Origin of the sequence: Candidatus Endomicrobiellum agilis (assembly GCF_020328115.1) — a bacterium.
GTDB lineage: Bacteria > Elusimicrobiota > Endomicrobiia > Endomicrobiales > Endomicrobiaceae > Endomicrobiellum > Endomicrobiellum agilis.
On record NZ_JAIXMW010000007.1, the window covers coordinates 37221 to 62853 of the forward strand.

Genomic DNA, 25633 nt, shown 5'->3' on the forward strand with positions numbered 1-25633 from the left:
ATTGAAAATAAGTCTCGGACTGTAATGTTCGGATTAAATAAAATGCGTCAATGTTTTATTCATCAATTTTTCTGTGCTTAAGTTCTTGTTTTGCCCTTGCTATTACAAGTTTTCCAGACGGAACATTGTGCGTCACAGTCGAACCCGCCGCAACTAAAACGCTACGTCCTATTTTAACCGGAGCTATAAAATTCACGTTGGAACCCACAAATGATCCTGAGCCTATAATCGTCTCATGTTTCTTTTTCCCGTCATAATTGCAGGTTATTGTTCCCGCTCCTATGTTGACATTTTCGCCCACTCGTGCGTCGCCTATGTAAGAGAGATGATTGGCTTTGGAATTTTTTGCTATAATAGCTTTTTTTGTCTCGGAGAAATTGCCTATACTAACATTTTCCTTCAGCACAGACCCTTGTCTTATATGCGAAAAAGGACCTACTTTGGCATTCTTGCCTATGACTGCGCCTTCTATGTAAGAATACGATATGGTGCTTGCGTCGCCGATTTTGGAATTTATTATATAGCTTGTGCCTTTTATTATACAACTTTTGCCTATCGAAACGCCCGTATCTATAAAAACGCCTGGATATACGACGGTATCGCCGCCAATTTTTGCGTCGTAAGATATATACACGTTATTTGTGTCTATAATACTGACGCCGTCGCTTAAAAGTTCTTTAATTTTTCTGTCTTTTAATATGTTTTCTGCATGCGAGAGTTCAGCTCTGTTGTTTATGCCTTTAACTTCGTAATTATCTTTAACCGCAATTAAAGAAACTTTTTTGCCGAATCCTTTGAGTATAGACACGGTGTCGGTTATATAATATTCTTTTTTTGCGTTATCAGGTTTTACTTTTGAAAGGGCTGTCCATAAATTTTTATCGAAACAATAAATGCCTGAATTTATTTCTTTTATGTGTTTTTCAGCGGGAGTTGCATCTTTTTCTTCAACTATCTTTTCTAAAATGCCGCCTTTTTTTACGATTCTGCCGTATCCAAAAGGATTTTCAACTTCCGCAGTTAGAACCGTAATAGAAGCGCCGATTTTTTTATTGTTATTTATTAAAGACAATAAAGTTGAAGGTTTAATCAAAGGCACGTCCGCGCTTATGACCAAGATATTGCCCTCATAATTTTTTAAAACTTTTTCAGCCTGCATTGCCGCGTGTGCTGAACCGAGTCGTTCTGTCTGATAGACAATTTTTATATTGCTTTCAGACAAAGATTTTTTGACGAGTTCGGCGCCGTGTCCAAGCACAAGGATTATATTGTCAGGTTTTAAAGCGGAAACAGAATCTATAACCCATTTTATTAAAGGTTTGCCGGAAAGACTGTGCATAACTTTAGGCAAAGAAGATTTCATTCTTGTGCCTGGTCCCGCCGCAAGTATTACCGCTGAAAAATTTTTCATTAATAAGATCCAAAAAATTTCCTCTGCAGGATAAACGTTTTTTACCTCGAGGGGGAATAATAAATCGAACATACTTATTATAGCAAAGATTTTTAAAATAACAAAGGGACGTTACGCTGTTAAAAAGCTGCCGGAGAAGATAAAAGCGTGCCGTTGCTATCTAGTTAGCGAAGAAGGGAGCTGAAATAGAAGTTCTTGGAACGAGCAGGACAAGTAACGAAAATCGTCAAAAAGCGGGGAGAAATTTTTAAGATATGGAAATTCTTATAGAAAACTTATCGTTGAATACTCAAAGTCTAGTCTCGTCTTTTGAGAACGTTTACAAAAAGAAGACAATATAAGCGTTCTAAAAAAGTTTTTTTAACTGTCGTCGTGCTTCTAAACTCTGAGGTCGGTTTTTGAATCTGACTGATGTTTCCGAAATTTCTTTCCGCGATATGAATTGTGATTTAAAACAATGTTCTATTTCTTTCTTAATGCGGCTTTTTTTGCCAGAAAGTCGGCTTTATTGTTTTTTTGATTGCCGGTATGGCTTTTTATATGCCGCCATTCGATTTCCATTTTCGCTTTGAGAATAAAATCTACGTACTCTTTTGAAATGTCGTTGCCTGCTTTCCATTTGCCTGTCGCGAATTTTTCTATACCCTGATAATCGTAATTGATTCTTATTTTTTTTATGCCATTATCCCTGCACCATTTTATTGTTTCAACGACTGACTTCAGTTCGCCGTCGAACTGTCTAAATTGCGCGTCTGAAATAGCGCCTGAAATTTCAGCTTTTAACTCATTGCCAAGATAAATAGCTGCTCCGTAGCCTGTAACGCCTGAAATATATGAGCCGTCGACAAACGCTTCATATATGCCGCTTTCGGCGGGATAGGTCTCCGAACGGTTTATTTTATTCCATACCGAATCGATTATCGTGTCGATTTCGGAGTTATTTATTTGTTTTCTCAAAGAGTAGGTATTTTTTGTGGGTTTGTAATAAACTAAGAGGTTTCCGCCGGGTATGTCGTTTGCTGCGACGGCAAGTCTGATGAGATAATCTCTAAAAGAATTGTTATTAAAAGAAACTTTTATGTTTTGTTTTTCAAGCATATTTTGCAGTTCTAAAGCTTTGTTTCGGAGTTCTTTTTTATATAGCGTCATTACTCTATCTCCGTTCTTCTTCTATATTTTTTAAAAGTATTCCGGGTATTTCTTTTTTTGCTGGAGAGCCAAGGTCTTTTAATCTCTGCGCTCTTTCTATAAGACTGTCGCCTTTTTTATCGGCTGCTGAAAGTCTTTTTATGGCTTCCTGCGTTTTGCTTTGCGCTTCCGATATTTTTTTATCTGCTTCTATTAGCGTTTGGGTAAAACTTGCGAATTTATCGTAAAGGCTGCCGCCTTGTCTTGCTATTTCAAGCACGTTTTTCTTCTGGTATTCCTGCCGCCATATATATTCGACGGTTTTTAATGTGGCCAAAAGCGTAGCCGGCGTGACGATTACTATATTTTTTTTAAAAGCGTATGCGAAAAGGTCTGGTTTGTCAATAAGAGCGAGAGAAACCGCTCCCTCTAAGGGAACAAACATCAATACGTATTCCGGATGGTTGATATCGGACAGATCGTCATAATCTTTTGAGGCAAGCTCATCAATATGTTTTTTTACGCTTGCGGAATGTTCTTTTAAATAAATTTTTTTATCGGCTTCTACTTGCGAATTGTAATATTTTTCATAAGCGGTGAGCGAAGTTTTTGCATCTATTATAATATGTTTCTCATCTGGCAAATTTACTGTGTAATCGGGAATTTTCTTGCCGTCGTCAGTTTTAAATTGTTTCTGCGATACGTAATTTACGCCTTTGATCAGTCCCACGTATTCAAAAATTCTCTCAATGCTGAGTTCTCCCCATATTCCCTGTAGTTTATTTTCTCCTTTTAAAGCGCCGGCAAGGTTGTTTGCTTCTTCGCTTACCTGTTTGTTGAGACTTATCAATTTTTCCAGTTCTTTTTGAAGTCCGGATATTTTCTCAGCTTCGTAAATCTGAAAATTTTCAATTTTATTTCTGAACTCGTCAATTTTCACTTTAACCGGAGCGACAATGCTTTCCAGAGAGTTTAAGTTTATGTTTGTAATTTTTGCGTTTTTTTCTTCCAATACTTTTGATGCGATGTTTTCAAATTCAATTTTTAAATTGTTGCTGAGGCAAGTTTGTTTTTCAATATTTTCCGTTAGGTCGTTTATTTTCTGTTCTTTTGCAGCGTTGTCTTTTGATAAGGATATGTACTTTAATGTAGATAAGCAAACTCCCACCGCAATTCCGAACAGAAAAAGTAAAATTGAAATTATTATGCTCATATCTCTCTTTTTTATTAAGAACATCGCGTAAAAAAACAATTCTTTTATTGTTTTTTGACAAAACCTTGATATTACTGTGTCGTTATTGATAAACTGGGATCCGTTCTTCTGCCGTGTTCTTTAGATAATTAAAACATATAAAATAGTTTTGAAGATATTTTTCCTCACACAATCCGCTTATTGCCGAACGTGTATTTTTTACTTTCATAGAGATAACGAATTTCTGGACAGGCTAAATTTGCTGGTTCATATAAAAGCTTGGTTAGTGTCTGTGCGTAAGGTTTTTCCCGTATTCAAAAAGCGTTAAAATTTTGTAAGCTAGAAAATCAAATGTACTGCTTCAACTAAAACGACTGGAAACGTAGCGGCAGCCTCAATAATAATCCAAATTCTGTTATCAATGTTTCTAAAAAAATTTATACGTCTTTCAAGCGTGCTTTTATTTGCAGCGACCGCAAGTCTAGTGTTATTTTTAGGTTTAGGATTTAATTTAGTGCAGGTGCTGTAGCGTATATATGGCAAAATAATACCGCAAGACAAAGAATTTTTTATTGATAATCTTCTTTATCTATGCTGGAACGCGCAAAGATTTATAAAATTTTTCCGCGTTCGGGGCAAATTTCTTTATAATGGCAATAACTGCAAAAAAATGCGTTATCGCTTAAAGGGAACTCTTTTTTGTCTTTAGGGATATTTTTCTCTATGTCTATGAGATATCCGTACATATCTTGCGTTTCGTTTATCACGGTATCTGCAAATTTTGCAATCAAATAGTCGTCGACTTTAACTTTGTTTTCATTGTATTGCGGATAAAGATAAATTATCATAGGGATAATGTCGCTAACTTTTTTACCAAAATGGTGATTTGCCCAAAGCGCATATCCCGTAAGCTGTTTTGAATGTTTTTTGTCGTCAGGTTTTCCTGTTTTCCAATCTATAATATACATTTTATCATCGTGCGGAAACAAAAAATCTACTTTACAAAAAGCTTTATAGTCGTTTATTCTGGTTTCCCCGAATCCTCCGGGTTCTATAATCCACTTGGAACTTTGAAGAGCGGCGTTTTTTTCTATCCATGTAAATATTGGATTGTTAAGGAAATTTTCCAATATACTTTTTATTTTTTCGTAAATTTTAGAAGTTGAAATAATTTCGCCGTTATAATAATGTTCAAAAAAAGTTTTTGAGCCGCAATATTTTTCGGTCATATCGAAAGAATATTTAAAAAATTTCTCTTTATTTATTTCTTTTGTGCTTTTTTGATATCTTTTGAGCAGGTCCCTTATGATGTCGTGTACAATATTTCCGATTTCTAAATTCTTAGAGGTCAAACTTTTTAAAAACTGTATTTTTTCAAACGGTATTTCTTTGTCAAACTTTGCATAGTAATGGTAGAAATACTGCCTTTTGCAGTTTGAAAAAGTTTCGTATCTTGACGCAGACCATCCTAAAATGCTGGTGTACTCAAATGTCTTTATGTTTTCCATTGTTTATTAAATTATCTCTTGTTTTTTTGTCTTGCTGCTGTAAGCCTTCAATAATTTTTTCCCTTTGCGGCTTGGTATGCGAGAGATGTTTGTATAAATGTCAAATTACGGCAATTGTCAAATTAAAACAGACGTTCGTTTTATCGAGAAAATTATCCGCTGGCTTAAATTTTTGGGGAATCGTCTTCAGAACAAGGAAAAAATTACCCATAATTAATTATAAAATAATAAAGCATATTCTTTAAAGCGTTAGCCGTAAGGCGTCAACAACCGGCACGCATTGTTTCTGATGCGTTTTAGAAGCGGCTGAGTCTTACATTCGTGAGCCGTAGTAAGTTTTGCCTTTCTCTTTTTTGATTCGGCAATGCCAGAAAGCTCTTTCGCCAAATTTTTGCTAAATATTTCTATGTTAGACTCAAAGTTGAGTTTAAAACTTCTTACGTCCCAGTTTGCCGAGCCTATAAAAATCCACTCGTCGTCGACTACAAAAATTTTGCTGTGATCGAAAGGTCGCGGCGTGCGGTAAATTTTTACGCCGCTTTTAATTAAACGCAGAAAATTTGGTTCGACAGCCCGGTTTATAAAACCGTAATCACCCTTGTCAGGAATTATTATATCAACATCGACGCCTCTCATAGCAGCCATTTCAATCGCCGTCAAAATATTATTTTCCGGCAAGAAATAAGGCGTAGTTATGAGGATTTTTTTTGTCGCAGCGTTTATTGCTCCGTGCGCGATAAGTTCTATAATTCCGCTTTTATTGTCGGGACCGTCGGGAATTATCCTTGCGGGGGTTGTATCCGCTTCAATATTAGGCAAACGTTTGGACGAAGACTGAAAAATTTTTCCGGTGGCAAATTCCCAGTCGTCTTCGAATACTTCCGACATCTGATTTATGATATGCCCTTTAACTTTAAAGGTGATGTCTAAAATACCGTTTTTGGTGTCGTCGATTAAAACGTTTTTCTTTGAGAGATTCATTCCTCCAAAAAAGGCTGTTTCTCCGTCAATTACCATAATTTTCCTATGGTTTCTTAAATTTACGAAAGGCATCGCCACGGGAATATACGGAGGCAGAAATACGGCGTATTCCAAACCTTTGATTCTGACGAGTTTTTTTTCTATTGAGCGATGAAAAAACTTCAAAGTGCCTATGCCGTCAACCAGAACCTTTACCGCGGCGCCGTTTTTAATTGCGTTTTTGAAAGSTTCTRGGAATTTATCCGTTTCGCTATCGCAGTCAAAAATATAACTTGAGATTAAGACTTCTTTTTTTGCGTTTTTTATGGTTTTTATCATTTCGGGGTAGGCTTCAACGCCGTTTTGCAGAGGCTCTATCGAATTCCCGAAAACAAAATTTTGAGGATATGCATTGTATCCGAAAGTTATAAACTGCCTATAGTTTACCGGTAAATTTTTGTAAACGTTTTCTATAGAATAATTGCTGGATACAATAATCTTTTTTCTTAAACGCGCGCCTTTTCTTTTTACTCTGTTAATGCCTAAAAATATATACAATATAGAGCCGATAAACGGAGAAAAAAAAACAACCGCAATCCATCCTATTGAACTTTTGATATCGTCTTTATGCAACAATATATGAACAGTCGTTCCTATAAATAGAACTATACAAATGCCGGTCGTAATGAAAGTTTGCAAATCAAAGTTTGTAGAATTAAAAAAAGTATTCGTAATCATTGATAAAATATTTTAAGATTATATTAGCAAAGTTAATTTATTTTAGCAAGCGTGTACGTTTGGAAACGCGCCATAACGTAAAATTGGAATTTGGAATTAAATTTATGCGCGCTTCGTCAGCGTTGTAATTGATAATCGTTTTGGCTTTATGGTAAAATAATGCGGTGGAAATTCTAACTCTACTATAATATGGAAATACAGAGATTAAAATGCTAAATGCCGAAACGAAGTTATTTGCGATTTTAGGATATCCAGTAAAGCACTCCTTTTCGCCGCAAATGCAGAATAAATGGTTTGAAAAAGAAAAATTAAACTGTATTTATCTTGCTTTTGAACCGCCGCCTGAATATCTTGAAAGAGCAATAGAATCTTTAAAGACTCTCGGGTTTCAGGGCGTTAATGTGACAATTCCGCATAAAGTTGAAGTGATGAAATATGTTGACTTTATAGACGAAGCCGCAGAAAAAATAGGAAGCGTAAATACGATAGCTTTTAAAAACGGTAAACTTTACGGATATAATACCGATCATTTGGGCTTTAGTCAGGATTTAGCTGCAAAAAAAGTCAATTTAAAGAATAAAAATGTTTTAGTAATCGGAGCGGGTGGCGGAGCAAGAGCGATAGCGCACGCTCTTGTAAGCAGCGGCGCAAAAGATGTGTACATAGCGAACAGAACGTTAGAAAAAGCCGAAAAACTTGCAAGTATATTTAAAATAAAAGTCTTTGATATAGGCAGGGCGGGAGAACTGCTTCCTGAGATAGATTTGCTTGTAAATACTTCTGCCTGCGGGATGAAGAAAACCGATGTTCTTCCGTTTAAGGTTGATAAAGTTAAAAGCAGTTTGGTCGTATACGATTTGATTTATAATAAGATGACGCCTTTTACAAGACTTGCGGGAGATAAAGGATTGAAAATATTTACAGGCGACGGAATGCTTATACAGCAGGGCGCCTGCGGATTTAAAATATGGACGGGAAAATATCCCGACATAGAAGTTGCCGAAAAGCTTTTAAAGAAGTTTATCGGATAGTCGGCGTTTGTGTCTGTCCGCTTTTTCCTGCGGCGTACGGCTGCCGTTTTAAGAATACTGAATTTTTTGCCATAGCAAGTTTTGTCGGGAAAGATGTCGTTTTGGCGGTTATGTTCGTGACGTTTGCTCCTCAAGGAGTAACATATTCGGGAAAGTTTAAATGAAAAACGCCGCAATAATAGTAGCAGCAGGATCCAGTAAAAGGTTCGGCAGCAAAGTTTTAAAACAGTTTTTAAATCTCGGCGGCAGACCTGTGTTTTTGCGAAGTGTCGAAGCGTTTGCTTCAATAAAAAGTTTTAAGCAAATAATTTTAGTTGCGCCGTCTGATAAGGTTGGGTTTTTATCTTTAAAATATAGAGCGGATTTTGTTTGTGCGGCAGGCGGAAATGAGAGATTTGATTCAGTAAAAAATGGTCTTGCTCTTGTTGAAGACGATGTTGACTTTATAGCCGTACACGATGCGGCGAGACCGCTTATATCAAAAAAAGATATTTTGTCGGTTTTAAAAGAAGCTGTAAAAACAAAAGCGGCTGTTGCGGTTGAGAATATAAAAGATACCGTTAAATTAATATCTGCCGACGGACGCATATTAAAAACTTTGGATAGAACGGTTTTAAGAAATGCGCAGACGCCGCAGATTTTTGAAGCGCAGCTTCTTAAAAGGGCTTATTCTAGAAAAATATCCGCCGATACGACTGACGATTCTAAGCTTGTGGAAAATCTAAAAATTAGAGTTTCCGTCGTCGAGACAAAATTTCCAAACTTTAAGATAACGACAAAACGGGATTTTGAATTGGCGGAAAAAATATTAAAATTTTAAATTCTGTCGTCCGCTCGGTGTTTGTTTACATCGTTGCGTGTTTGACGCGGCGTCTGTGTTTTGCAAAGGAAAATATCCGTTCCGCAATGATGGCATGCTGTTTCTTATGTTGCCCCTGCCTGCTTTGACCGTCGGAGAGCGGCTCCTGACGCTCTCTCGTAAAAAGAAGAAAAAAGTTGTGCGGGACGGATGCTTAATTTTTGACTTAACGCGGAATTTATTGCGCAGGGCGCAGTGTTGTTTAAAAAATCAATGCGGTTCTTTGTCGGTAGGTTCTATATAGCGGTGGAAGGCGATGGAAATGTATGTTGGGTTCGGATATGACGTGCATAGATTTAAAAAAGGCAGGAAGCTTATTTTGGGCGGTGTCGAAATGGCAGGTCCTAAAGGGCTTGACGGACACAGCGATGCCGATGTCCTCGCGCATGCTCTGATGGATGCGTTGCTCGGCGCTGCGGGATTGAACGATATAGGATATTTTTTTCCAAATACAGATCCGAAATATAAAAACATTTCAAGCATTTCTCTTTTAGAATTTGTTTATAAAGAATTAAGGAGTCAAAACTTTTTTGTTAATAATGTTGATATTGCCGTAATAGCCGAATCGCCGAAAATATGTCTCTTTATTGACGGCATGAAAGAAAATATTTCAAAAGCGATTGGATTGAAAAAAGAGAGAATCGGAATAAAGGCGACTACAAATGAAAAAATGGGTTTTCTCGGACGAGGCAAAGGCATAGCCGCGATGGCGGTTGCTTCTATCCGACGGGAGAGAAAATATGACGATAAAAATCCATAACACCCTTTCAAATAAAAAAGAAGAATTTCATCCGCAGAACGAAAAATTTGTTTCTATGTATGTGTGCGGCATAACTCCCTATGATGAAGTGCATTTGGGCCACGCGAGAGTTTATGTGGTGTTTGATATTGTGAAAAGACATCTCTTGAGGAGGGGCTATAGAGTAAAACACGTGCAGAATTTTACGGATGTGGATGACAAAATTATTAAAAGATCGCGGGAAAAAAATATGAAACCTTCGCAGCTTGCGCAGATTTATATAGACGATTATTTTGTCCAAACTGACAAATTAAATATTTTAAGAGCTGAAGAATACCCGCGCGTCACGCGGATGATGCCGGAAATAATCAATTTTATCAAAGAGCTTGTTGATAGAGGTTTTGCCTATGAAACAGGCGGCGATGTTTACTTTTCTGTTGAAAAGTTTAAAGATTATGGGAAATTGTCGAAAAGAAAACTCAAAAATTTAAAAGCAGGAGCGAGAGTAGGCATATGCGCCGAAAAAACATCGGCGTTTGATTTTACGCTGTGGAAAAGAACAAAAGAAAACGAGCCGCGCGAAGTCGCGTGGGAAAGTCCGTGGGGCGAAGGTCGCCCGGGCTGGCATATCGAGTGTTCTGTAATGTCGTCTGAGTTGCTTGGCGACACAATAGACATACACGGCGGCGGACAGGACTTGATATTTCCGCATCATGAAAACGAAATTGCTCAGAGCGAATCAAAAACCGGCAAACGGTTTGTTATATACTGGATACATAACGGATTTGTCACTGTAAACAAAGAGAAAATGTCAAAATCCTTGAATAATTTTTTTACGTTAAAGTCGGTTTTTGAAAAATACAATCCTCGTGCCGTGCGTTATTATCTTTTAACGCAGCGCTATTCGAGTCCGTTGGATTTTTCCGACGATGGCATTGAGGCTGCAAAAAACGCTTTACAGGGAATGGACGACGCCTATCTGAAGCTTATTTCGTCTGCTAAGGAAGCCGCGACGGAAATAACTGATAAAGATTTATCAGGTTTGCAGAAAGATTTTTTAGGCGCGCTTGACAATGATTTCAACTCTGAAAAAGCCTTATCTTATCTTCACGAATTGAAAAGTCTTATGCTAAAAGAGCTTTTTACCGCGGGCGGAGAAAGACTTTCTCAATTGAGAAAACTTTTTGAAGATTTTACCGGAACATCTTTGGGTATTGCGTTGCCTGAAGAGCATAATGCGGATAGAGTTGTACATGGACTTTTAAAAGAGAGAAATGAAGCGAGAAAGAATAAAAACTGGACTGAATCTGACAGGCTTAGAAAGCTTATAAATGAAAAAGGCTATAGGATATCGGACAATGAAGACGGCAGTTCAGTGTTGATGAAGAAGGTTTAACTTGTTTTTATTGATGTCTGCAAATCGGCGAAATAGATGAAACATTCTGCGTCGCCGATGGAACAAGGAGCGGAGCCTCTAAATATCTTAGAGGCGCCGCAAATCCCGTAAACTTTTTTACTGCTTTTTTTGCACGCAAACCAAAAGTTTGACTTGGTTGCGGCTTTTTAGCTAAAGTATAGTTGCAACACAAAACGATTTCAGGTTTTGGAAAAAAAACCGACCTCCGAAAAAATGATAAAAATGATAAATGATTATTTTGATCGCATCGGAGCGAGAACCCAAAAAAGGAAATCCGTTATTACTCCTGCCGTCTAAATAGGATAGGAACAAAATGAGAAAAGTAATATCGTTGTTATTATCTGTAATCTTAATCTCAGGCTGTGATAAACAGCTTAATAGATCTAAATCTGAAGTTGCCAAGCCCGATACTCAAAATGCTAAACAGGAAAATCTAACGCCGATACCGACGCCAAATCCAACGCCGACGCCGACATCAAACCTAACGACGGGCATTGTGACAGCAGAAGACAACAGAAGTATCACTGCCAGAATTGTAACGGCAGTAATCAGCCTCGCCGCTTTTGCGGTGGCTGCATATACCACTAAATTGGGAAAAAATGAGATTTGTGCGCTAGATCTTAATCCAACAAATTTGTACGTTAAAGCACTCGTTTTGGTATTGTGTTTAGGTTCTTTCAGCGGTTTCTATTGGATTTCATAAAAAACAAGACTTACTTCCACAGTAATACCATTACTGCCAGATGTAAAAATCTCCTGCCGTCCCGATTAGGATAGGAATGAAAAAAGTATATCGTTATTGTTAGCTGTAATCTTAATCTTAAGCTGTGATAGACTGCTTAACAAATCTCAATCTGAACCTGACAAAACTGATAATAAAAATGCTAATAACCAGCCAGCTCCGTCGCCGTCAGCTTCAGTAAGACCGAATGCGTAAGGAGGAACAATGGAAGATGTAAAAGCCTTAACCGCAGAAGAAGTAAAGAAGATAAAAGAGGTACTGGATTTAGTTTCTGTTAAGTACAGCGACGATATGAAACTATACGAAGCGCTGAAAGTAATTGTTGTAAGAGCTGAGACGGCTTTAGCCTTTTTAAAAGAAAAGCCGGCATGTTACGGAGTAAGTAAATACGAAAAACAATAACTGTTTTATTATGCATAACGATGTTAGGCTGTGGACAGCAGACGAAGTCCGCAGATGTACCAACCGAAGCCCATGAGGTTAGTCCTAGCCCAAACCACGAAAGAGACGTCAGCGGGAATACTACTGACGGGGATAGTACTGTGGGTGTCTCTAATGGCGTTGCTTCTTACATTGACAGAGGAATGAGCTGGAGTGTCGCTCATTGGAAAGCTATCACAATAACTGCGACTACGATAGCAACTGCTGTTATACTTTACAAGTACGACCTGCACGGCAAAGCGTGGGAAAAGACTAAAAAGGGAATGAAATGGACATGGGAAATGGTAAAGCTCTCGTTTGAAAAGGATAGAAAGCTCTTTGCGAAAAAAGCTGATTTAGGTTCAGATAAGTCTAACAGCGACTCGGATAAGCAAAAGAAAAAATTGAATAAAGAACAGAACGTTCACAGGAACAGCAGCAGTAATAAGGGGGGAAAGAATGAAAAGGGCAATATCATTTGTTCTTGCATTGACGCTTCTTGTCGGTTGCGGGAAGAATGTTGTATCCAAGCCGCTGACAGACGCCGAGCAGAAAGAAGAAGGAGTACAGCCTGCAGACGAAACACATGACAAGGTGCTAGAGAAAGCAGACGAATCCCTTGCAATGCTGAAAGCCAAAAGAAAAAATCTTAAAGCCTACACCGAGCTGATTAACGCTCAGATTCTGCAGGCTCGCTTGAACAAATGGACTGCAGGAAAGTGGGCTACAGCTGTGATATCTTTAGCATGGCTGGCGGTAGCAGGTGTGCTTGCTTTTGCTTGTAAGGGCGAGATTTTCACATGGGACATGGGCAGCAACGGCGGAATAGAGAAGCTTTTCTTTATACTGTCGGCAGCGACTGGCACAGTGGCAGGAGCGGCTTGTTTTATATGATAAGAAGATGACGAAAGAAATATCGCACCTAAAGACGTTTATCGGCGACGAATTTTCCTGACTTTTCACAAATACCAAGTTTCCCATTTGTGACATTCAGACAGTTTTCCTCTAAATAGTTGTAAAATTTTAGTAAATGCTTGTATAATGATAACAGACATTCTTGTTCTCACAATATGACAAGATTACTCTAATGACCTTTTATTATTTATTATTTTTTGTTGCGAACGTGCGAAACAGAGCAAAACGATTTCAGCTTTTGGAAAAAGGCGGCCTTTAGAAAAATAATAATTGATTATTTTGGCTGTAGTGGAGCGAGCGGCCAAAAAAAGGCAATTCGTTATTACTCCTGCCGTCCGGATAGGATAGGATAGGATAGGATAGGATAGGAATGAAAAGATTAATAGCTGTGTTCTTAATAGCGAGTTTAATCTCAGGTTGTGATAAACTAACTGATATCGTAAGTCCTGTAGCACCACAGTCCTTAAATGCCACCTCTCTTGCACCTAAGTCTCCAAAAGTTCCCGCTCCTGAACCTTCAAATACTCCCATTCCAACATCTTCGACGAAAGAAACGGCACCAGTCTTGCCCGATAGTGCTGTGTCTTCTTCTTTGTTTTCTTGGTATGGATATGTTCCTACGATTAACCTAGTAGATAATCCAGTTGCATATTGGGCTTTGAATGCTGTCGTTTATGCTGTTATTCTTGCTGTTATTGTTTTCAGTTATGCGTTGTGTAGAGACTCTACAATAAATCATCAGCCAGCACCTGTAAATCAGATACCACCTGCCCAGCCCAACCAGCCACCATTTGCACCACCTGTACAGCCCGCACCGCCGCCACCACTACAACAGCCAAACCCAGCGCCACAGGATAACCCATTTTCTAACCCTCAGCCTAACACTAACGCAGGGCATCCAAACCCTAACCCTTTTATAGCACAGCAGCCAGCACCGCCGCCACAGGATAACCCATTTGCTAACCCTCAGCCTAACCTATTTGCGCCTGCTCAGCCAGCACAAGCTCCACGCCAGAACCCATTTGCACAACCAGCTCCGCCGATTAACCTTAACCCAGCGCCACCGCCGGACTTATGGAATCCGAACATGCCCGCGGGAGTGCCACAGGGCGAAATAGGAGCGTCACCACTCAATCCTCCGCCTCAATTCAATCCACCTCAGGGGCAATTCGAACCTGCCTCCTCATCAGGCAAACCCCGATTTTGTGGTGCCTAACCCCGTGCCGTTTCGGGTCTTGCCCGAAAACTAAGTCCCCCAGCCTAATGAGAACCAAAGCAGAGGCAGAGGTGTCAGAGGCAACTTAAACTAGACTAGACTTTGGTATCTGCAAAAGATACATAAAGGATACATTATGAGTCTAAGGCAAGCCGAGCCAATCACACCTTTCTCATTTGTGACAATCAAACAGTTTTCCTCTAAATAATTACAAAATTTTAGTAAAAGCTTGTATAATAATTATAGTACTCTTGTTCTCACAATATGGCAAGATTACGCTGATAACCTATTATTATTTCAGAATAGACGCAGCGGGTAACTCCGTTGCGTTTATTTTTTTGGTAGCGAGCGTGCGAAACAGAGCAACCTGATTTCAGTTTTTGGGAAAAAAGGCGACCTTCGGAAAAATAGTAATTGATTATTTTAGTCATATAGTAGTGAGAAACTAAAAAAAAGGAAATCCATTATTGCTCTCGACTGTCCTGATAGGATAGGAGTGAAAAAAGTATCTATATTTTTATTATCATTGGCAGTTGTTGCAGGGTGTGAAAGATACACGCAACCGACTTTAACGAAGAGCGAAAACGTACCTGCAAACATCACCAAAACCGAAACAAATACTACCATCACAAACAACGTAACGGGATATTTATCCGATGCGCAGTTTGCAAAGATAGAGTCTGATATAACAGCCGCCAAATACATGGTAATTTAAATGCATAAGAGGAAACGAGAGGTTGGCTTTGGTTTGGCGATTATTGACCGCGGGGGATGCAATATTCGCAAACTTGCGGGGCTGGTGTACGTTCTGATAGAGAAAATCATAGAGAAAATCGGGAAATGGTGTCGTGCCATTCTGGGCATGGCGCTCGTGATTTTTATCTTGATAATATGCCGTGTCACCTTACTGTATTCTTGCTTAGACGACGACGTGCCGATATACCGCCACCGACCTGAAATATTCACAAGCACCTCAGACGCAGTATTTACCATACTCAAACTAGCATGCCCACGCCCACTATTCGACATCGCGTTGGTCGTATTTAGCTTTGCCTTTATCTTCTTTCTCGCTATAGTTACCAACTGTTTCGAAAACGGATACTTCGTCTTGCCATTTTGACAGCGATACCTCTATATACGTAGGTATAACAAGGACATCGCTGTCGTGTGTTGGGAAGAAGCAAAAAAAGGCGTGTGTTTTTGAATTGATTGCCTCTAATTTGCTTTAGAAACACCGCAAATCACGCGCTTTTTTTTACTCCTTTTTTTGTACGCACAAACCAAGAATTTGACTTTTTTGCAACTTTTTGGCTAAAATACAGTTGCGACATAAATCGGTCTCAGGTTTTGGAAAAAAAGGCGACCTTCGGTTTTTTAATAATTGATTATCATGGTCTCAGCCGAGCGTGAGACTAGAAAAAGGGAATCTGGTATTATAGGATAGGTGTGAAAAAAGCAATATCAGCAGCTGTATTAACGCTGTTGCTTATATCGGGTTGTGTTTCTCTGCCTCGTCAACTATCCGCGTTGGACGCTGTCACAAATGTTACCGAATCAGTACAAACAGAGCCGTTACAAGAAGCGCCTGCTATAACTTCGTATATCAAAGCAAGTAACCCAAAGAATGAAGTGAAAGCTTATAATACTAATTACTTCTGGCGGGACGTGGAATGGATTGTTGGGTGTGCAATTGCAATTGCTAGTGTTATTGCTTTGGGTTACGGTATTTATCGGTCTGATAGTGAGGCAAAGCTTTGGGAGATAGAGTTCAAGCGCCCAAGATGGTAGTCCAAATAAATCATGCTGGGCATCAGGTAAATCATCCAGTGTATCGTATTGGTTCTTCTAAGGACTGAGGGATGTCAAGATGAAATAAAAAAGAGACTATTAGAATAAAAAGAAATATTGTAATTTTACTCTGTCTGGTATTCTTTACTCAAATTGCATTTGCTCGTCTTGTTGATGGTCGTGAGTTCATAGATACGATTGTTGATAAGTGTCATCACTTTATTTGTTGCGATGACCAGAAGGCCTTATATTGTGAGAAAAATAGTAATAAGGAAGCAGACCGTCTGGAAGCAAAACGTGAAAAAGAACTTAGGGAGCTCGATGAGTATATGAGGAAAAACGGGTATGGAATATATGGAAATGACTATCATGGTTAACCTTGCTACATCAAGATTATCCTTTTTAATAGACGCAGCGGGTGATTTCATTGCGTTTATTTTTTTGGTTGCAGCCGAGCGTGAGACTAGAAAAAGGCAATTTGGTATAGGATAGGAATGAAAAAAGTAATTGCGGTATTGTTGTGCCTCGTTCTGACAGCAGGGTGTAAAAAATTGGTTAAGAAAGAAACCAGGGGGTACGCGTTCGGTATCCATACTTATTATACCTACGAATAACACTGTAAAAAAAGAGACTTAAAAAATATTTCAGCGGAGTAGTCCGCATAGGATAAGAATGAAAAAAGTAATTGCGGTATTGTTGTGTCTCGTTCTGACAGCAGGATGTAAAAAATTGGTTAAGAAAGAAACCAAGAAGCAAGCGCTCGGTATCGATACTTTAAAAACAGTTATTTATACCTACGAATGACACTATAAAAAAAGAGACTTAAAAAATATTTCAGCGGAGTAGTCCGCATAGGATAGGATAGGATAGGATAGGATAGGATAGGATAGGATAGGATAGGATAGGATAGGAGTGAAGAGATTAATAGCAGTGTTCTTAATAGTAAGCTTAATCTCGGGCTGTGATAAACAGCGTCAGAGTGGTATCAAATCTGATACTGTTGTTAATGCTATTGGTAAAGAGGTTAATCTCGAGTCAACACCAATACCAACACCTTCCCATTCACCAACGATAAAACCGACAGTTGCCCCAAAAGTTGCCGAGCAGACAGCCGTTGAGAAGGAATTGCAAGAGACAGAAACGAAGCAAGAACAAACAATAGCAGAAGAGCCAATTCTGCAGACTGTTGAACCTAAGCCCAAATCCAAGTGGACGGGCAAAAGACTCGCCAATATCGTAAATAATCTGTTTTATATTGTGGTGATAGTGTCAGTATGCGTTTATGCTTGGAAAAACAGAGTAGGTATACAGAATGCAATGGGCAGGGGACTTATAACCTTAGGACACAGATTTTCTGGCACCAGACAAATAACAGAGGAAGAATTGGTTAACTCAGTGCAAAACGCGGTGCAAGAAGAAAGAAACACTTCGTTTACCAATCTCAACAGGAACGGAGGACGTATTGATGTGCAGGCAGAAGACGAGGTGGCTCAACGAGCTGCAAACACATTCATAATTCAAGCGAACCACGTAGGGATAGTTCGTTTGAACAACCAAGACAACGCTGAAGAAATAGGTCGTACTGCTAATATGGTACAAGCCGACATGTCTCTTGCGTCGGCGTTAAGAAGAGAAAATGAAGCGTTGAGAGCTGGCGCTGACCCTTTCTTGCAACAGCAAAACGCAGAGCTGTTAAGAGAAAACAATGTGCTTAACCAACAGGTATATGAAGCTAAGCAAAGTACACTCCAGCATCAAAGGTACATCGAGCAACACAACGGAGACTCTCGTCTTTTAAATCCGTCCCTGCAAATGTATGAGGCCGCAAACAGAGAAAGGATACAAAAAGCACGCGACGCCGGACAGACATACGGATTTCAGTTGGGGCTGGGGAAGGGCAGGCTAGAAGGAATACCTGCAGACTTGCGAGAGGCAGGTAGACAACTTGCGGCAAACGCATATGAAGCAGGGCGGGCTTCTTGTTCGCAATCACTGACAGACGCTTCTACCCAATCCGAAGGCGCATAAATTCTCTTACCCTCCAGCAAAAGTCTGCAATCAGAGACATAACGAGGAAGGTGAACGCATGAGAAAACTAATAAGCCTTTTATTAACAGCAGTTTTGTTGTTTGCCGCCTGCGGAAAAGCCGGTAAGCCTTATTTGGAAGCCATAGAAATGAACGAAATAATGGATAAGCAGAAAGAAATATACGAGCAGGATATTAAAGCCTTAGAAGAGCGTAACGAAAACCTGCTTAAAGCCTTAAACGATACGCCCAGACCTGTGTTAGGTGCTGAGCCTAAGCCTGAGAGCCATACAGTGAAGAAGGTTATACTTACCACAATAGGCGTAGCCGCAACCGCCTTGCTGGTTTACTGCGTGGGCATATTTGTAGGAATGCAAAACGGAAACGAATACTGCCAGAACGTAGCACATAAGATAAACTTGGGCGGTATATGGCTGTGCGACAAAGTCGCCTATATGCCATGAGGCTTGCAGGGTTGCCGCCAGAGAGCATAAAAAGAGGAATGGATAACATGCTGCTTCCAGAAGACGCTGTGCCTCTGACAAGATACGAAGCAGGACAGGCTATGAACGAGATATGGCTGAGGCGGCAGTTTCACACGTCCACGCATGACGACACCAGAACGCCTAACGACGTAGGCACCGACTTTGGGACTTTAAGGATAGGCTTGCATTTGCCTCAGGACGGACAAGGCAACACAGGTGTAATGCGGTGCATGAACAGGCAGAGAAATTCCGCTGCATGGGTGGTTCAGGACGTTACGTTAGCCGCAGCTGCGGAAAGAGATAACCAAGCCTTAAGAGAGGACGCAGACGCACATATGGCGGCAGAGATAAGACATTTAGACCAGACAGTACTTGAACAGCGAGAGCAGATGGAAGAGATGAGGACAGAAAATCTGCAGCTAAAAGTCTACATAGATAAGCACGGAGGTTCGCCTATACTCCACAGCCTCAACAGCAAGATGGAAGCAAGCATATCGCAAGAGAGACAGGCGAAGGCACTTAACAACGGACTGAGCATTGGACACCAGAGAGGCTATCAAGAACACAAGATGAAGTCTCAGGCTGAAGTAAACGAGGCTTACAATGCAGGCATAGAGCTAGGCACAGCTCAAGGGATTGAAAAAGGTATAGAAATGCAGATAGGCACCAACCCGCTCAAGCTGTTACATACAGTGCAGGAGCAGGGAGCAGCTAGGAAGAAACCCTTCAAGTGCGATACTTGGGGACAGACAGATATGCCGCCAAACACTAGGGCAGAAGCTAAGACGGAAACAAATCGTGATGTTAAGGTGTCGGACTATGCCAGAGACTCAAGGATTTACATACGAGGCTGGGTTGAAGGCTGGCATGCAGGGTTTAAGTTCGGCAGAAGCTCCGATAAAGACTTTATGAAAGGACACGAAGACGAAGCGTACGCTCTCTACGGCAGGACGAACAGACTCAGAAACTACGACACCGCTTGTGCGTTCTACGGCTGGGAGGAAATATGAGATACATATCGGCTTTACTCATAGGTCTCATGACGGCAGGGTGCCAGCCAATACAGAGGGAGCCTAACAGAGCGACCAACTCTAAAGAAGCACCCGTAATATACGTCCAAGAAGCCGCTGTTGCCAATCCCGATACAGTGTCCAAAGAGGACTACGACAAACTGCAGGAAAGGTTTGATACCTTCAAAAGACACAATTATTACTACACGGCTGCACTCGCTGCTCTTACGCTTGTTATGGGTTACCTTTATCTCAGTGCAGGTTCAGGCGAAGACCTTGCTTTAAGAATGGTAGCTGAGTTACAGGAAAGGTTGACAAAGGTAGGTAACTTGTTCCTTAAGGCTGACAGAGACCGGCTGGATACAGAGATGTTTTACGAGTGGCTTGAGCAGTACATGCCTAAAGAAACTTGGCGTTATTGGCGGCAGTCATTCCTTCGGTTTATTGGAGCAATCAAATGAAAAATATTATAACCTTGTCCCTGTGCTTGATACTCGCAGGGTGCCATAAAGATAAAGGGAGCTTCCAAGCGACCGCTTCCAATTCCAAACAGGCACCCGTTATTGCTGCAGATACGCCTATAACGAACGATAAGGCACCAAACACGAACGAAAACAGGTCTTGGGGTACTTACCACTCGGCATGTATTACGCTGCTTGTGCTGGCTGTCTCTGTACTCGGTTATGTGTGCTATAAGCAAAAACAGAAGATTAACTCCTACGATGTCACTGTTAAAGAGATAAACAAGGTTATTAAACCTAATGCCAAAGTGTATCAGAGGAAGAACGTACCCGCAGAAACTCCAATCTGCAAGAACTGCGAAGCACGCAAGCTTAACGCACAGGAAACAATATGCATCCTCAAGGACGAAAACACCAAGCTTAACCATCTCTGTGTTTACTATAAACAACGCTTGGAAGGATACCATGACCCTCTGCCCGTGTTTAACAAAAATGCTCCGATTCCCGCAGAACAAAACAAAAAACTACAAGACGCCTATGAGACTATTTCGGAATACGAGGACATTCTCAACGACCCTGCCCATTTACAAGAAATACTTGACCTTTATGAAACTTTGGACAGCTAGAGAGGTAAGACATGTATTCTGCTGACAATGATACGGCAGAATGCGTTAGAGAGGTAAGACATGAAAAAACTGTTAATTATTATATTGGCTCTATGTATGTCAGGGTGCCAGCAAATGAGAAGGGAGCCAGCAGCGACCGCTTCCCCAGAGGCACCCGTAATTGTTGTGGATAATGCGGAAGTCCTTGCCGAAATACAATCGCTTAAAACAAACGCTAAGGCACCAAACACGAATGAAAAGACCTCTTGGCATACTTATGCCTATATAGCCCTGTCTATTACCGCTATTGCACTGCTGTCTTATTTCGGATACCACCAATGGTGCAAACACGCAAAGTACAGAGCCTTATTTATAGAAGCCAACGCTATGCGGAACAAGTACGGATTTGAAGGCGGGGAAAAATACAAGATGGGCATGCAGATACAAGACCTGCAGAACGAACTTAAGATATCTATGAACCAATACAAGACCCTCAAAGTCCAGCTGACCCAGCTCATGAAAGGCGACGACAATGCTAAATACGAAGTTCTAGAGCAGCTTCAATCCGCTCAGAAGGAAATATCCAATATGGTATATCTTCTCAGGTGTAAGGAAGAAGAGGCTAACGAATACAAGCAAATGCTGGGTAAAGCCCAAGCCTTCTGCGACTATGCCGACCAGATTAAACTCCTAAATGATAAACTCACAAAAGAAAAAGACCTGCTGTCCGCAGAGCTTCAACACATCAAGGCTAATTGGCATAACCCTGAGATGGAGGGGAATGCAGCTTTTATTTAACCCGTTGCTTTATGCAAAGAATAGCCCGTTGGATAATTAATCCAACGGGCTTATTCTTTCGGCTGACAGGGAGTTGCCGCCTATATTATAATCTTACCGCCTACCGACACTATTCCATTGCCGCCTCTTACGACGTTAACGTTAGTTGCCGATGTGCCGATATATACGTTATTAAAGTTGTCCGCAGATACTTCAAACGTTCCCGCTCCAACACCTGAGCCGAGTAAGTCTGCTCCGTCGTCTGATACTGCTGATACAGGTAGCTCAGTTGGGAAATATGTCGGTTATGCTGTTGCTGTTATTCTGTCCGTTATTAGCTTATATTATGGCGTTTATAAGCCGCTTTATAGATTTGCAGATATTAAGCCTATTTCTTTAGGTAAATATGATACTGTTAAAGATACGCCTAAAGGTTGTAAAGAATGTTATTTTATTAATGGTCATTTTTTTGACTGGTATACAGATGAATTTATTGAAGTTGAAGAAATCTCTGTTAGTGTAAAAGAAGGAAGTTCTAATTTTGTATTACCTACTTACTATTTATAAATCCAATTCGTCAAAGCTGAGCTTTCTGAAAACTTTGTTAAGAAAGATATTCAGAATTGAAGTACCGAAGTCCCCTTATAACCAATAGGAGCTTAGAATGCCTGAAAACGTTGAGAGCGTTACTGAAGACATTTTAAAGGAAACACGCAACATCTACATTTCCGCACAGTCGTTAATAAGGCGGTTATGCGATAGGTTTGACGAGCCTCCCAGAGACCTGATTGATATGTGCGAAGACATAATAAGTTCAGTTTACAGGATTGAGGTCAATTAAAAAATGAAGAAAGTAATATTGTTGTTCTTGGCTGTAATCTTAATCTCTGGTTGCGATAAGCTTCTTAATAATGCTAAATCTAGAACTGTGAATACTGTTACTGAAACTGTTACTGAAAAGGATAAGCAAACTAGTCCAAAGCCAACGCCGACACCAGAGCCAACGATAACGCCCTTTGTCAATAAATGGTTTAGTCGTTTTGATAAAGACGGCTATGATAGAGAAGGCTTTGATAAATATGGATATGATAGGTATGGATATCGCAAAGATGGATATAATAAAGAAGGCTATAACAGAAAAGGCGAACAAATGTCTATCTATGTCCGAATTTTTCGTATTATTTTTCAATATTTTTTTTCTGCATACTGATAAAAAAGCATAAAAACACTGTTGAAAAAAGAATATGTTAATTAATGATTTTAATCCTGAAAAATGTATCGATACAGACAGACAAAATTGATGCGCGCATGGAAACGCTGATTAAATTGCTGCACGAAACGAACAACAAGTCGCCCGATGAATTGGCTCCGCTGATAAAAAAGTGTAATAACATAAGTCAGTGCGTAGAAAAGATATGAGCGTACGCAGATGTTGCACTGTACAGAGATGTTTTGTTGTAGAGGTACAAAAGACGAGCAGAGCAAGATAAAGGGGTCTCGCTCCGCTATGCATAAAAAAATATACCAATGTTACCGCTCGGATTACGATATCACAAGCGCCTGCCTTATTATATCAAAAAAAGGAAAGGATTAAATATGAATTCCAAAGATGAGGAGAAACATATTACAGAACGTGAGGTAACTAAAGCTTCTAGGGAAGCAAATATTTGGAGAAAGGAAGGGTAATCAGGTACTTGCTGAAAAACTTGCCAAAATAAAGAGTGAACATCAGATACTCAAGACAATGTAATTAAACTCACAAAAAATAAATCAAGATTTGTTAGAAAAATACCCGCTCAACCCGCTTACTTTAGAAGAGAAAGAAAAGCTAACTGAAACATCAGAATTCAGGCAGCGTGCGGATAATATTCTCAAAGGTCTTTTGAAACTTGTAGAAAAGAAAAAAGAAATTGAGGCATATATAACGTATTTACCGCCTCAGCTTGAAGCCTTTAACGGAAGAAAAGAAAGAATAAAAACAAACGCTACATCGCAGCAAGTATCTTGCATTACTAACTCTCAAGAACAATTTTATTACTCGGCTTTAGCGGAAGCGCTTGGAAAGGGAAAGAAATGATACTAAAAAAGATCTAATCGCCAAACTTTGGGATAAAAAGAAAACAAAATCTATAATATTTAAAGATATGAGGTTTTTTCTACATCATAGGCAAGCTAAAAAAATAAAGATGGTGGAGCGGAAGGGAATGGGAAGATTGTTGTCAATGTTAAAGAATATCAAAAGCTGCGCGGTCTGAAATCCTATAAAGAAACAAAAAAACAAATACGTAAAAATATATTCCTGCTTTCAAACGTTCGGTTCAAGTTCAAGGTTGAGGTTTATGAAGGGAAAAAAGAAAGGAAAAGGAATACAGCGTACATTTGTTAAGAGCGAAAAGTACAAAATTTAACAATGAGCAGATTGAGTTGATTTTTGGCGAGATTTTAATCAAACATCTACTAAAATGCCGCATACCGTTACCTGAATACTTTTTCACTACAAAATCCACTCTTGAGGCTCAGCTCATATATAAAATTCAAAATATGCAAAACATAAAAAAGAGCAAAATCCAAAGAGTTTCTCATTAGCACGAAAAGCCTGCTGGAAGCTGCCGATTTACCGAGTTATGAAGAGGCGATGAAGTCAAAAAAAAGTACATATAGGCAAATCATCGAGCCGTTTGAAAAAGCGTTAAACAACCTTCAAAACACAGGCTTGTGTTGCGGGAATATGGCAAGAAAGGGAAGAAACCAATATCAGACGAAAATGTAAAAGAATGGAAGGTCTTCCAGAATCTCTACGTAAAAATTAAGATTCTATGGAGACCTGTAGAACTGCCAAAGCGATTACCAAACGGCAGATAATACTCAATAAAAAGGTAATAAACAACAGTCAGAACTGTTTTCAACGGAGTAGTAAAATGCAACAAAATCATAGGTGAAATATAGCAGAGTGAGGAGTGAAATGCAGGTAACTCCCTCGAGAAAAATGCTCTAATATCTTTAATATACTTAATATATTTAATAGGCAGTTGCAGTGTGCCTGTTAAAGCAGGCACCCTACTGCCAAAAAGACAGACGGCAAATGACCGTCGTGTAGTTAAGTAGTGTCTTTTATTACAAAGTAGGTCTTTGGTTGTGTTACGCAAAACGACACAACCAGTCGCAAAAGAAGTCTTTTTGGTTAACGGCGAAAGTCGTTGTCGTTGCCGTGAAAGAAGTCTTTTTGTTGACAGCAGAAGCTGTTGTTGTAGTTATACAGCATGTATAACTACAAACAACACATGTTAAAGGCAAAGACGTTACTGTTTACACTACCACATTACACATATAGCTGTTTACTTGAGGTCGGCGTATAGAGAGGGTCATACCACACGGGCGGTAAAACATGAACTCGGTGTGGTATGCGTAGTGGCGAGGCGATAAACTTCACGGCATACGCATAAAACGCACGGAAATGCCCGAAATTTGCATTATAATCGTTTTGTCGTGGTTAAGGTTAAAACGGCAGAAGCGAGCCTGAAAATTGATTTTTGAAAGCGGAAGAGGAAATGAGAGTCTGGTATGCGCATAATCTGCACATAATCACGGGATTATAACTGTCTGCAGTCTGCGTTTTGAGAGGTAAGAATGAATCGGGACAAGTTGCTGAGTATGGCTAGGGATGCAATTGTGTTAATCTTCGCCGCTATATTAATGGTTATATTAACTCCTGTGCTATGGATTGTAAGTGCTATCGCCATCGAGTTTGTCTATTCGATTTTGGGAATTAAATGAACGGATAGAAAGATGCCCACGTATATAGGTATAACAAGGGTATCGCTGGCGGGTGTTTGGAAGAGGGAAAAAAAGGTGTGCATTTTTGAAATGGGCTGCCTCTAATTTGCATTAGAGGCACCGCAAATCATACGCTTTTTTTACTCCCTTTTTTGGGTACGACCAAACCAAAATTTGACTTTTTTGCAACTTTTTGGCTAAAATACAGTTGCGACATAAATCGGTCTCAGGTTTTGGAAAAAAAGGCGACCTTCGGTTTTTGAATAATTGATTATCATGATATCAGCCGAGCGTGAGGCTAGAAAAAAGCAATTTGGTATAGGATAGATATGAGAAGAGTGCTTGTAGTATTATTGTTGTGTATGATGTTGATAGGTTGCGGTAAACAAGAAGTTATTAAGTACGTGCCAACTGAAAAAGCAGTGGTAAC

At 39.7% G+C, this 25633-nt stretch carries 31 protein-coding genes; 25 read left to right on the top strand and 6 right to left on the bottom strand.

Annotation, left to right across the window (positions count from 1 at the left end; all coding sequences use genetic code 11):
• Window positions 1–55: 55 nt before the first annotated feature.
• From glmU to LE179_RS05285, 6 genes are all read right to left on the bottom strand, one after another.
• Window positions 56–1411 (bottom strand): bifunctional UDP-N-acetylglucosamine diphosphorylase/glucosamine-1-phosphate N-acetyltransferase GlmU, encoded by a 1356-nt coding sequence (gene glmU, locus LE179_RS05260; protein WP_374129328.1) that lies wholly within the window; start codon window positions 1409–1411, stop codon window positions 56–58.
• Window positions 1412–1873: 462 nt separating this feature from the next.
• Window positions 1874–2560: an RNase H family protein gene (locus LE179_RS05265; RefSeq protein ID WP_374129329.1), complete on the bottom strand. Its 687-nt coding sequence runs from the start codon at window positions 2558–2560 to the stop codon at window positions 1874–1876.
• Between the two features lie 4 nt (window positions 2561–2564).
• Window positions 2565–3752 (bottom strand): DNA recombination protein RmuC, encoded by a 1188-nt coding sequence (locus tag LE179_RS05270; protein ID WP_374129330.1) that lies wholly within the window; start codon window positions 3750–3752, stop codon window positions 2565–2567.
• Window positions 3753–4070: 318 nt separating this feature from the next.
• On the bottom strand, window positions 4071–4274 hold the full coding sequence (locus tag LE179_RS05275) for a hypothetical protein (protein WP_374129331.1): 204 nt from the start codon (window positions 4272–4274) through the stop codon (window positions 4071–4073).
• A 68-nt stretch (window positions 4275–4342) separates the two neighbouring features.
• Window positions 4343–5239: a PD-(D/E)XK nuclease family protein gene (locus LE179_RS05280; RefSeq protein WP_374129332.1), complete on the bottom strand. Its 897-nt coding sequence runs from the start codon at window positions 5237–5239 to the stop codon at window positions 4343–4345.
• 249 nt (window positions 5240–5488) lie between these two features.
• Complete coding sequence (locus LE179_RS05285) at window positions 5489–6937, bottom strand: phospholipase D-like domain-containing protein (RefSeq protein WP_374129333.1); 1449 nt, start codon at window positions 6935–6937, stop codon at window positions 5489–5491.
• Window positions 6938–7146: 209 nt separating this feature from the next.
• Here LE179_RS05285 and aroE point away from each other — a divergent pair, with 209 nt between their 5' ends.
• The 25 genes from aroE (at window position 7147) to LE179_RS05410 (ending at window position 24199) form a co-directional block, all read left to right on the top strand.
• Entirely contained in the window at window positions 7147–7968 is an 822-nt protein-coding gene (aroE, locus tag LE179_RS05290) for a shikimate dehydrogenase (RefSeq protein WP_374129334.1), read from the top strand.
• Window positions 7969–8128: 160 nt separating this feature from the next.
• A complete protein-coding gene (gene ispD / locus LE179_RS05295) occupies window positions 8129–8788 on the top strand; it encodes a 2-C-methyl-D-erythritol 4-phosphate cytidylyltransferase (protein ID WP_374129335.1) in 660 nt (219 codons plus the stop codon).
• A gap of 295 nt (window positions 8789–9083) precedes the next feature.
• Window positions 9084–9587, top strand: a complete 504-nt coding sequence (ispF, locus tag LE179_RS05300; RefSeq protein ID WP_374129336.1) for a 2-C-methyl-D-erythritol 2,4-cyclodiphosphate synthase — start codon at window positions 9084–9086, stop codon at window positions 9585–9587.
• Window positions 9568–10962 carry a cysteine--tRNA ligase gene (gene cysS, locus LE179_RS05305; RefSeq protein ID WP_374129337.1) on the top strand — a complete coding sequence of 465 codons (1395 nt, stop codon included), beginning with the start codon at window positions 9568–9570 and terminating at the stop codon, window positions 10960–10962. The genes ispF and cysS overlap by 20 nt, the downstream gene beginning before the upstream one ends.
• A gap of 334 nt (window positions 10963–11296) precedes the next feature.
• Complete coding sequence (locus tag LE179_RS05310; protein WP_374129338.1) at window positions 11297–11686, top strand: hypothetical protein; 390 nt, start codon at window positions 11297–11299, stop codon at window positions 11684–11686.
• Window positions 11687–11782: 96 nt separating this feature from the next.
• Window positions 11783–11920, top strand: a complete 138-nt coding sequence (locus LE179_RS05315) for a hypothetical protein (protein ID WP_374129339.1) — start codon at window positions 11783–11785, stop codon at window positions 11918–11920.
• Window positions 11921–11929: 9 nt separating this feature from the next.
• Entirely contained in the window at window positions 11930–12127 is a 198-nt protein-coding gene (locus LE179_RS05320) for a hypothetical protein (protein WP_374129340.1), read from the top strand.
• A gap of 20 nt (window positions 12128–12147) precedes the next feature.
• Window positions 12148–12735, top strand: coding sequence for a hypothetical protein (locus LE179_RS05325; RefSeq protein WP_374129341.1), 588 nt, complete (start codon window positions 12148–12150; stop codon window positions 12733–12735).
• Between the two features lie 4 nt (window positions 12736–12739).
• The gene (locus LE179_RS05330; protein ID WP_374129342.1) at window positions 12740–13039 is read left to right on the top strand and encodes a hypothetical protein; all 300 of its coding nucleotides are present in this window, start codon (window positions 12740–12742) and stop codon (window positions 13037–13039) included.
• 391 nt (window positions 13040–13430) lie between these two features.
• Window positions 13431–14276, top strand: a complete 846-nt coding sequence (locus LE179_RS05335) for a hypothetical protein (RefSeq protein ID WP_374129343.1) — start codon at window positions 13431–13433, stop codon at window positions 14274–14276.
• A 496-nt stretch (window positions 14277–14772) separates the two neighbouring features.
• Window positions 14773–14991: a hypothetical protein gene (locus LE179_RS05340; RefSeq protein WP_374129344.1), complete on the top strand. Its 219-nt coding sequence runs from the start codon at window positions 14773–14775 to the stop codon at window positions 14989–14991.
• A gap of 731 nt (window positions 14992–15722) precedes the next feature.
• Window positions 15723–16064 carry a hypothetical protein gene (locus LE179_RS05345; RefSeq protein WP_374129345.1) on the top strand — a complete coding sequence of 114 codons (342 nt, stop codon included), beginning with the start codon at window positions 15723–15725 and terminating at the stop codon, window positions 16062–16064.
• 345 nt (window positions 16065–16409) lie between these two features.
• A complete protein-coding gene (locus LE179_RS05350) occupies window positions 16410–16556 on the top strand; it encodes a hypothetical protein (protein WP_374129346.1) in 147 nt (48 codons plus the stop codon).
• 180 nt (window positions 16557–16736) lie between these two features.
• Window positions 16737–16868: a hypothetical protein gene (locus tag LE179_RS05355; RefSeq protein WP_374129347.1), complete on the top strand. Its 132-nt coding sequence runs from the start codon at window positions 16737–16739 to the stop codon at window positions 16866–16868.
• A gap of 108 nt (window positions 16869–16976) precedes the next feature.
• The gene (locus tag LE179_RS05360) at window positions 16977–18092 is read left to right on the top strand and encodes a hypothetical protein (RefSeq protein WP_374129348.1); all 1116 of its coding nucleotides are present in this window, start codon (window positions 16977–16979) and stop codon (window positions 18090–18092) included.
• A gap of 58 nt (window positions 18093–18150) precedes the next feature.
• Window positions 18151–18555: a hypothetical protein gene (locus tag LE179_RS05365; protein ID WP_374129349.1), complete on the top strand. Its 405-nt coding sequence runs from the start codon at window positions 18151–18153 to the stop codon at window positions 18553–18555.
• Window positions 18522–19586 (top strand): hypothetical protein, encoded by a 1065-nt coding sequence (locus LE179_RS05370; RefSeq protein ID WP_374129350.1) that lies wholly within the window; start codon window positions 18522–18524, stop codon window positions 19584–19586. The genes LE179_RS05365 and LE179_RS05370 overlap by 34 nt, the downstream gene beginning before the upstream one ends.
• Window positions 19583–20047 carry a hypothetical protein gene (locus tag LE179_RS05375; protein WP_374129351.1) on the top strand — a complete coding sequence of 155 codons (465 nt, stop codon included), beginning with the start codon at window positions 19583–19585 and terminating at the stop codon, window positions 20045–20047. Before LE179_RS05370 ends, LE179_RS05375 begins: the two co-directional genes overlap by 4 nt.
• Complete coding sequence (locus tag LE179_RS05380) at window positions 20044–20673, top strand: hypothetical protein (protein WP_374129352.1); 630 nt, start codon at window positions 20044–20046, stop codon at window positions 20671–20673. The genes LE179_RS05375 and LE179_RS05380 overlap by 4 nt, the downstream gene beginning before the upstream one ends.
• 60 nt (window positions 20674–20733) lie before the next feature.
• Entirely contained in the window at window positions 20734–21450 is a 717-nt protein-coding gene (locus tag LE179_RS05385) for a hypothetical protein (protein ID WP_374129353.1), read from the top strand.
• Between the two features lie 117 nt (window positions 21451–21567).
• The gene (locus LE179_RS05390; RefSeq protein WP_374129354.1) at window positions 21568–21996 is read left to right on the top strand and encodes a hypothetical protein; all 429 of its coding nucleotides are present in this window, start codon (window positions 21568–21570) and stop codon (window positions 21994–21996) included.
• Between the two features lie 97 nt (window positions 21997–22093).
• On the top strand, window positions 22094–22270 hold the full coding sequence (locus LE179_RS05395) for a hypothetical protein (protein WP_374129355.1): 177 nt from the start codon (window positions 22094–22096) through the stop codon (window positions 22268–22270).
• Window positions 22271–22273: 3 nt separating this feature from the next.
• The gene (locus LE179_RS05400) at window positions 22274–22639 is read left to right on the top strand and encodes a hypothetical protein (protein WP_374129356.1); all 366 of its coding nucleotides are present in this window, start codon (window positions 22274–22276) and stop codon (window positions 22637–22639) included.
• 567 nt (window positions 22640–23206) lie between these two features.
• Window positions 23207–23506 (top strand): hypothetical protein, encoded by a 300-nt coding sequence (locus LE179_RS05405; RefSeq protein ID WP_374129357.1) that lies wholly within the window; start codon window positions 23207–23209, stop codon window positions 23504–23506.
• 558 nt (window positions 23507–24064) lie between these two features.
• The gene (locus LE179_RS05410; protein WP_374129358.1) at window positions 24065–24199 is read left to right on the top strand and encodes a hypothetical protein; all 135 of its coding nucleotides are present in this window, start codon (window positions 24065–24067) and stop codon (window positions 24197–24199) included.
• Window positions 24200–25633 lie beyond the last annotated feature (1434 nt).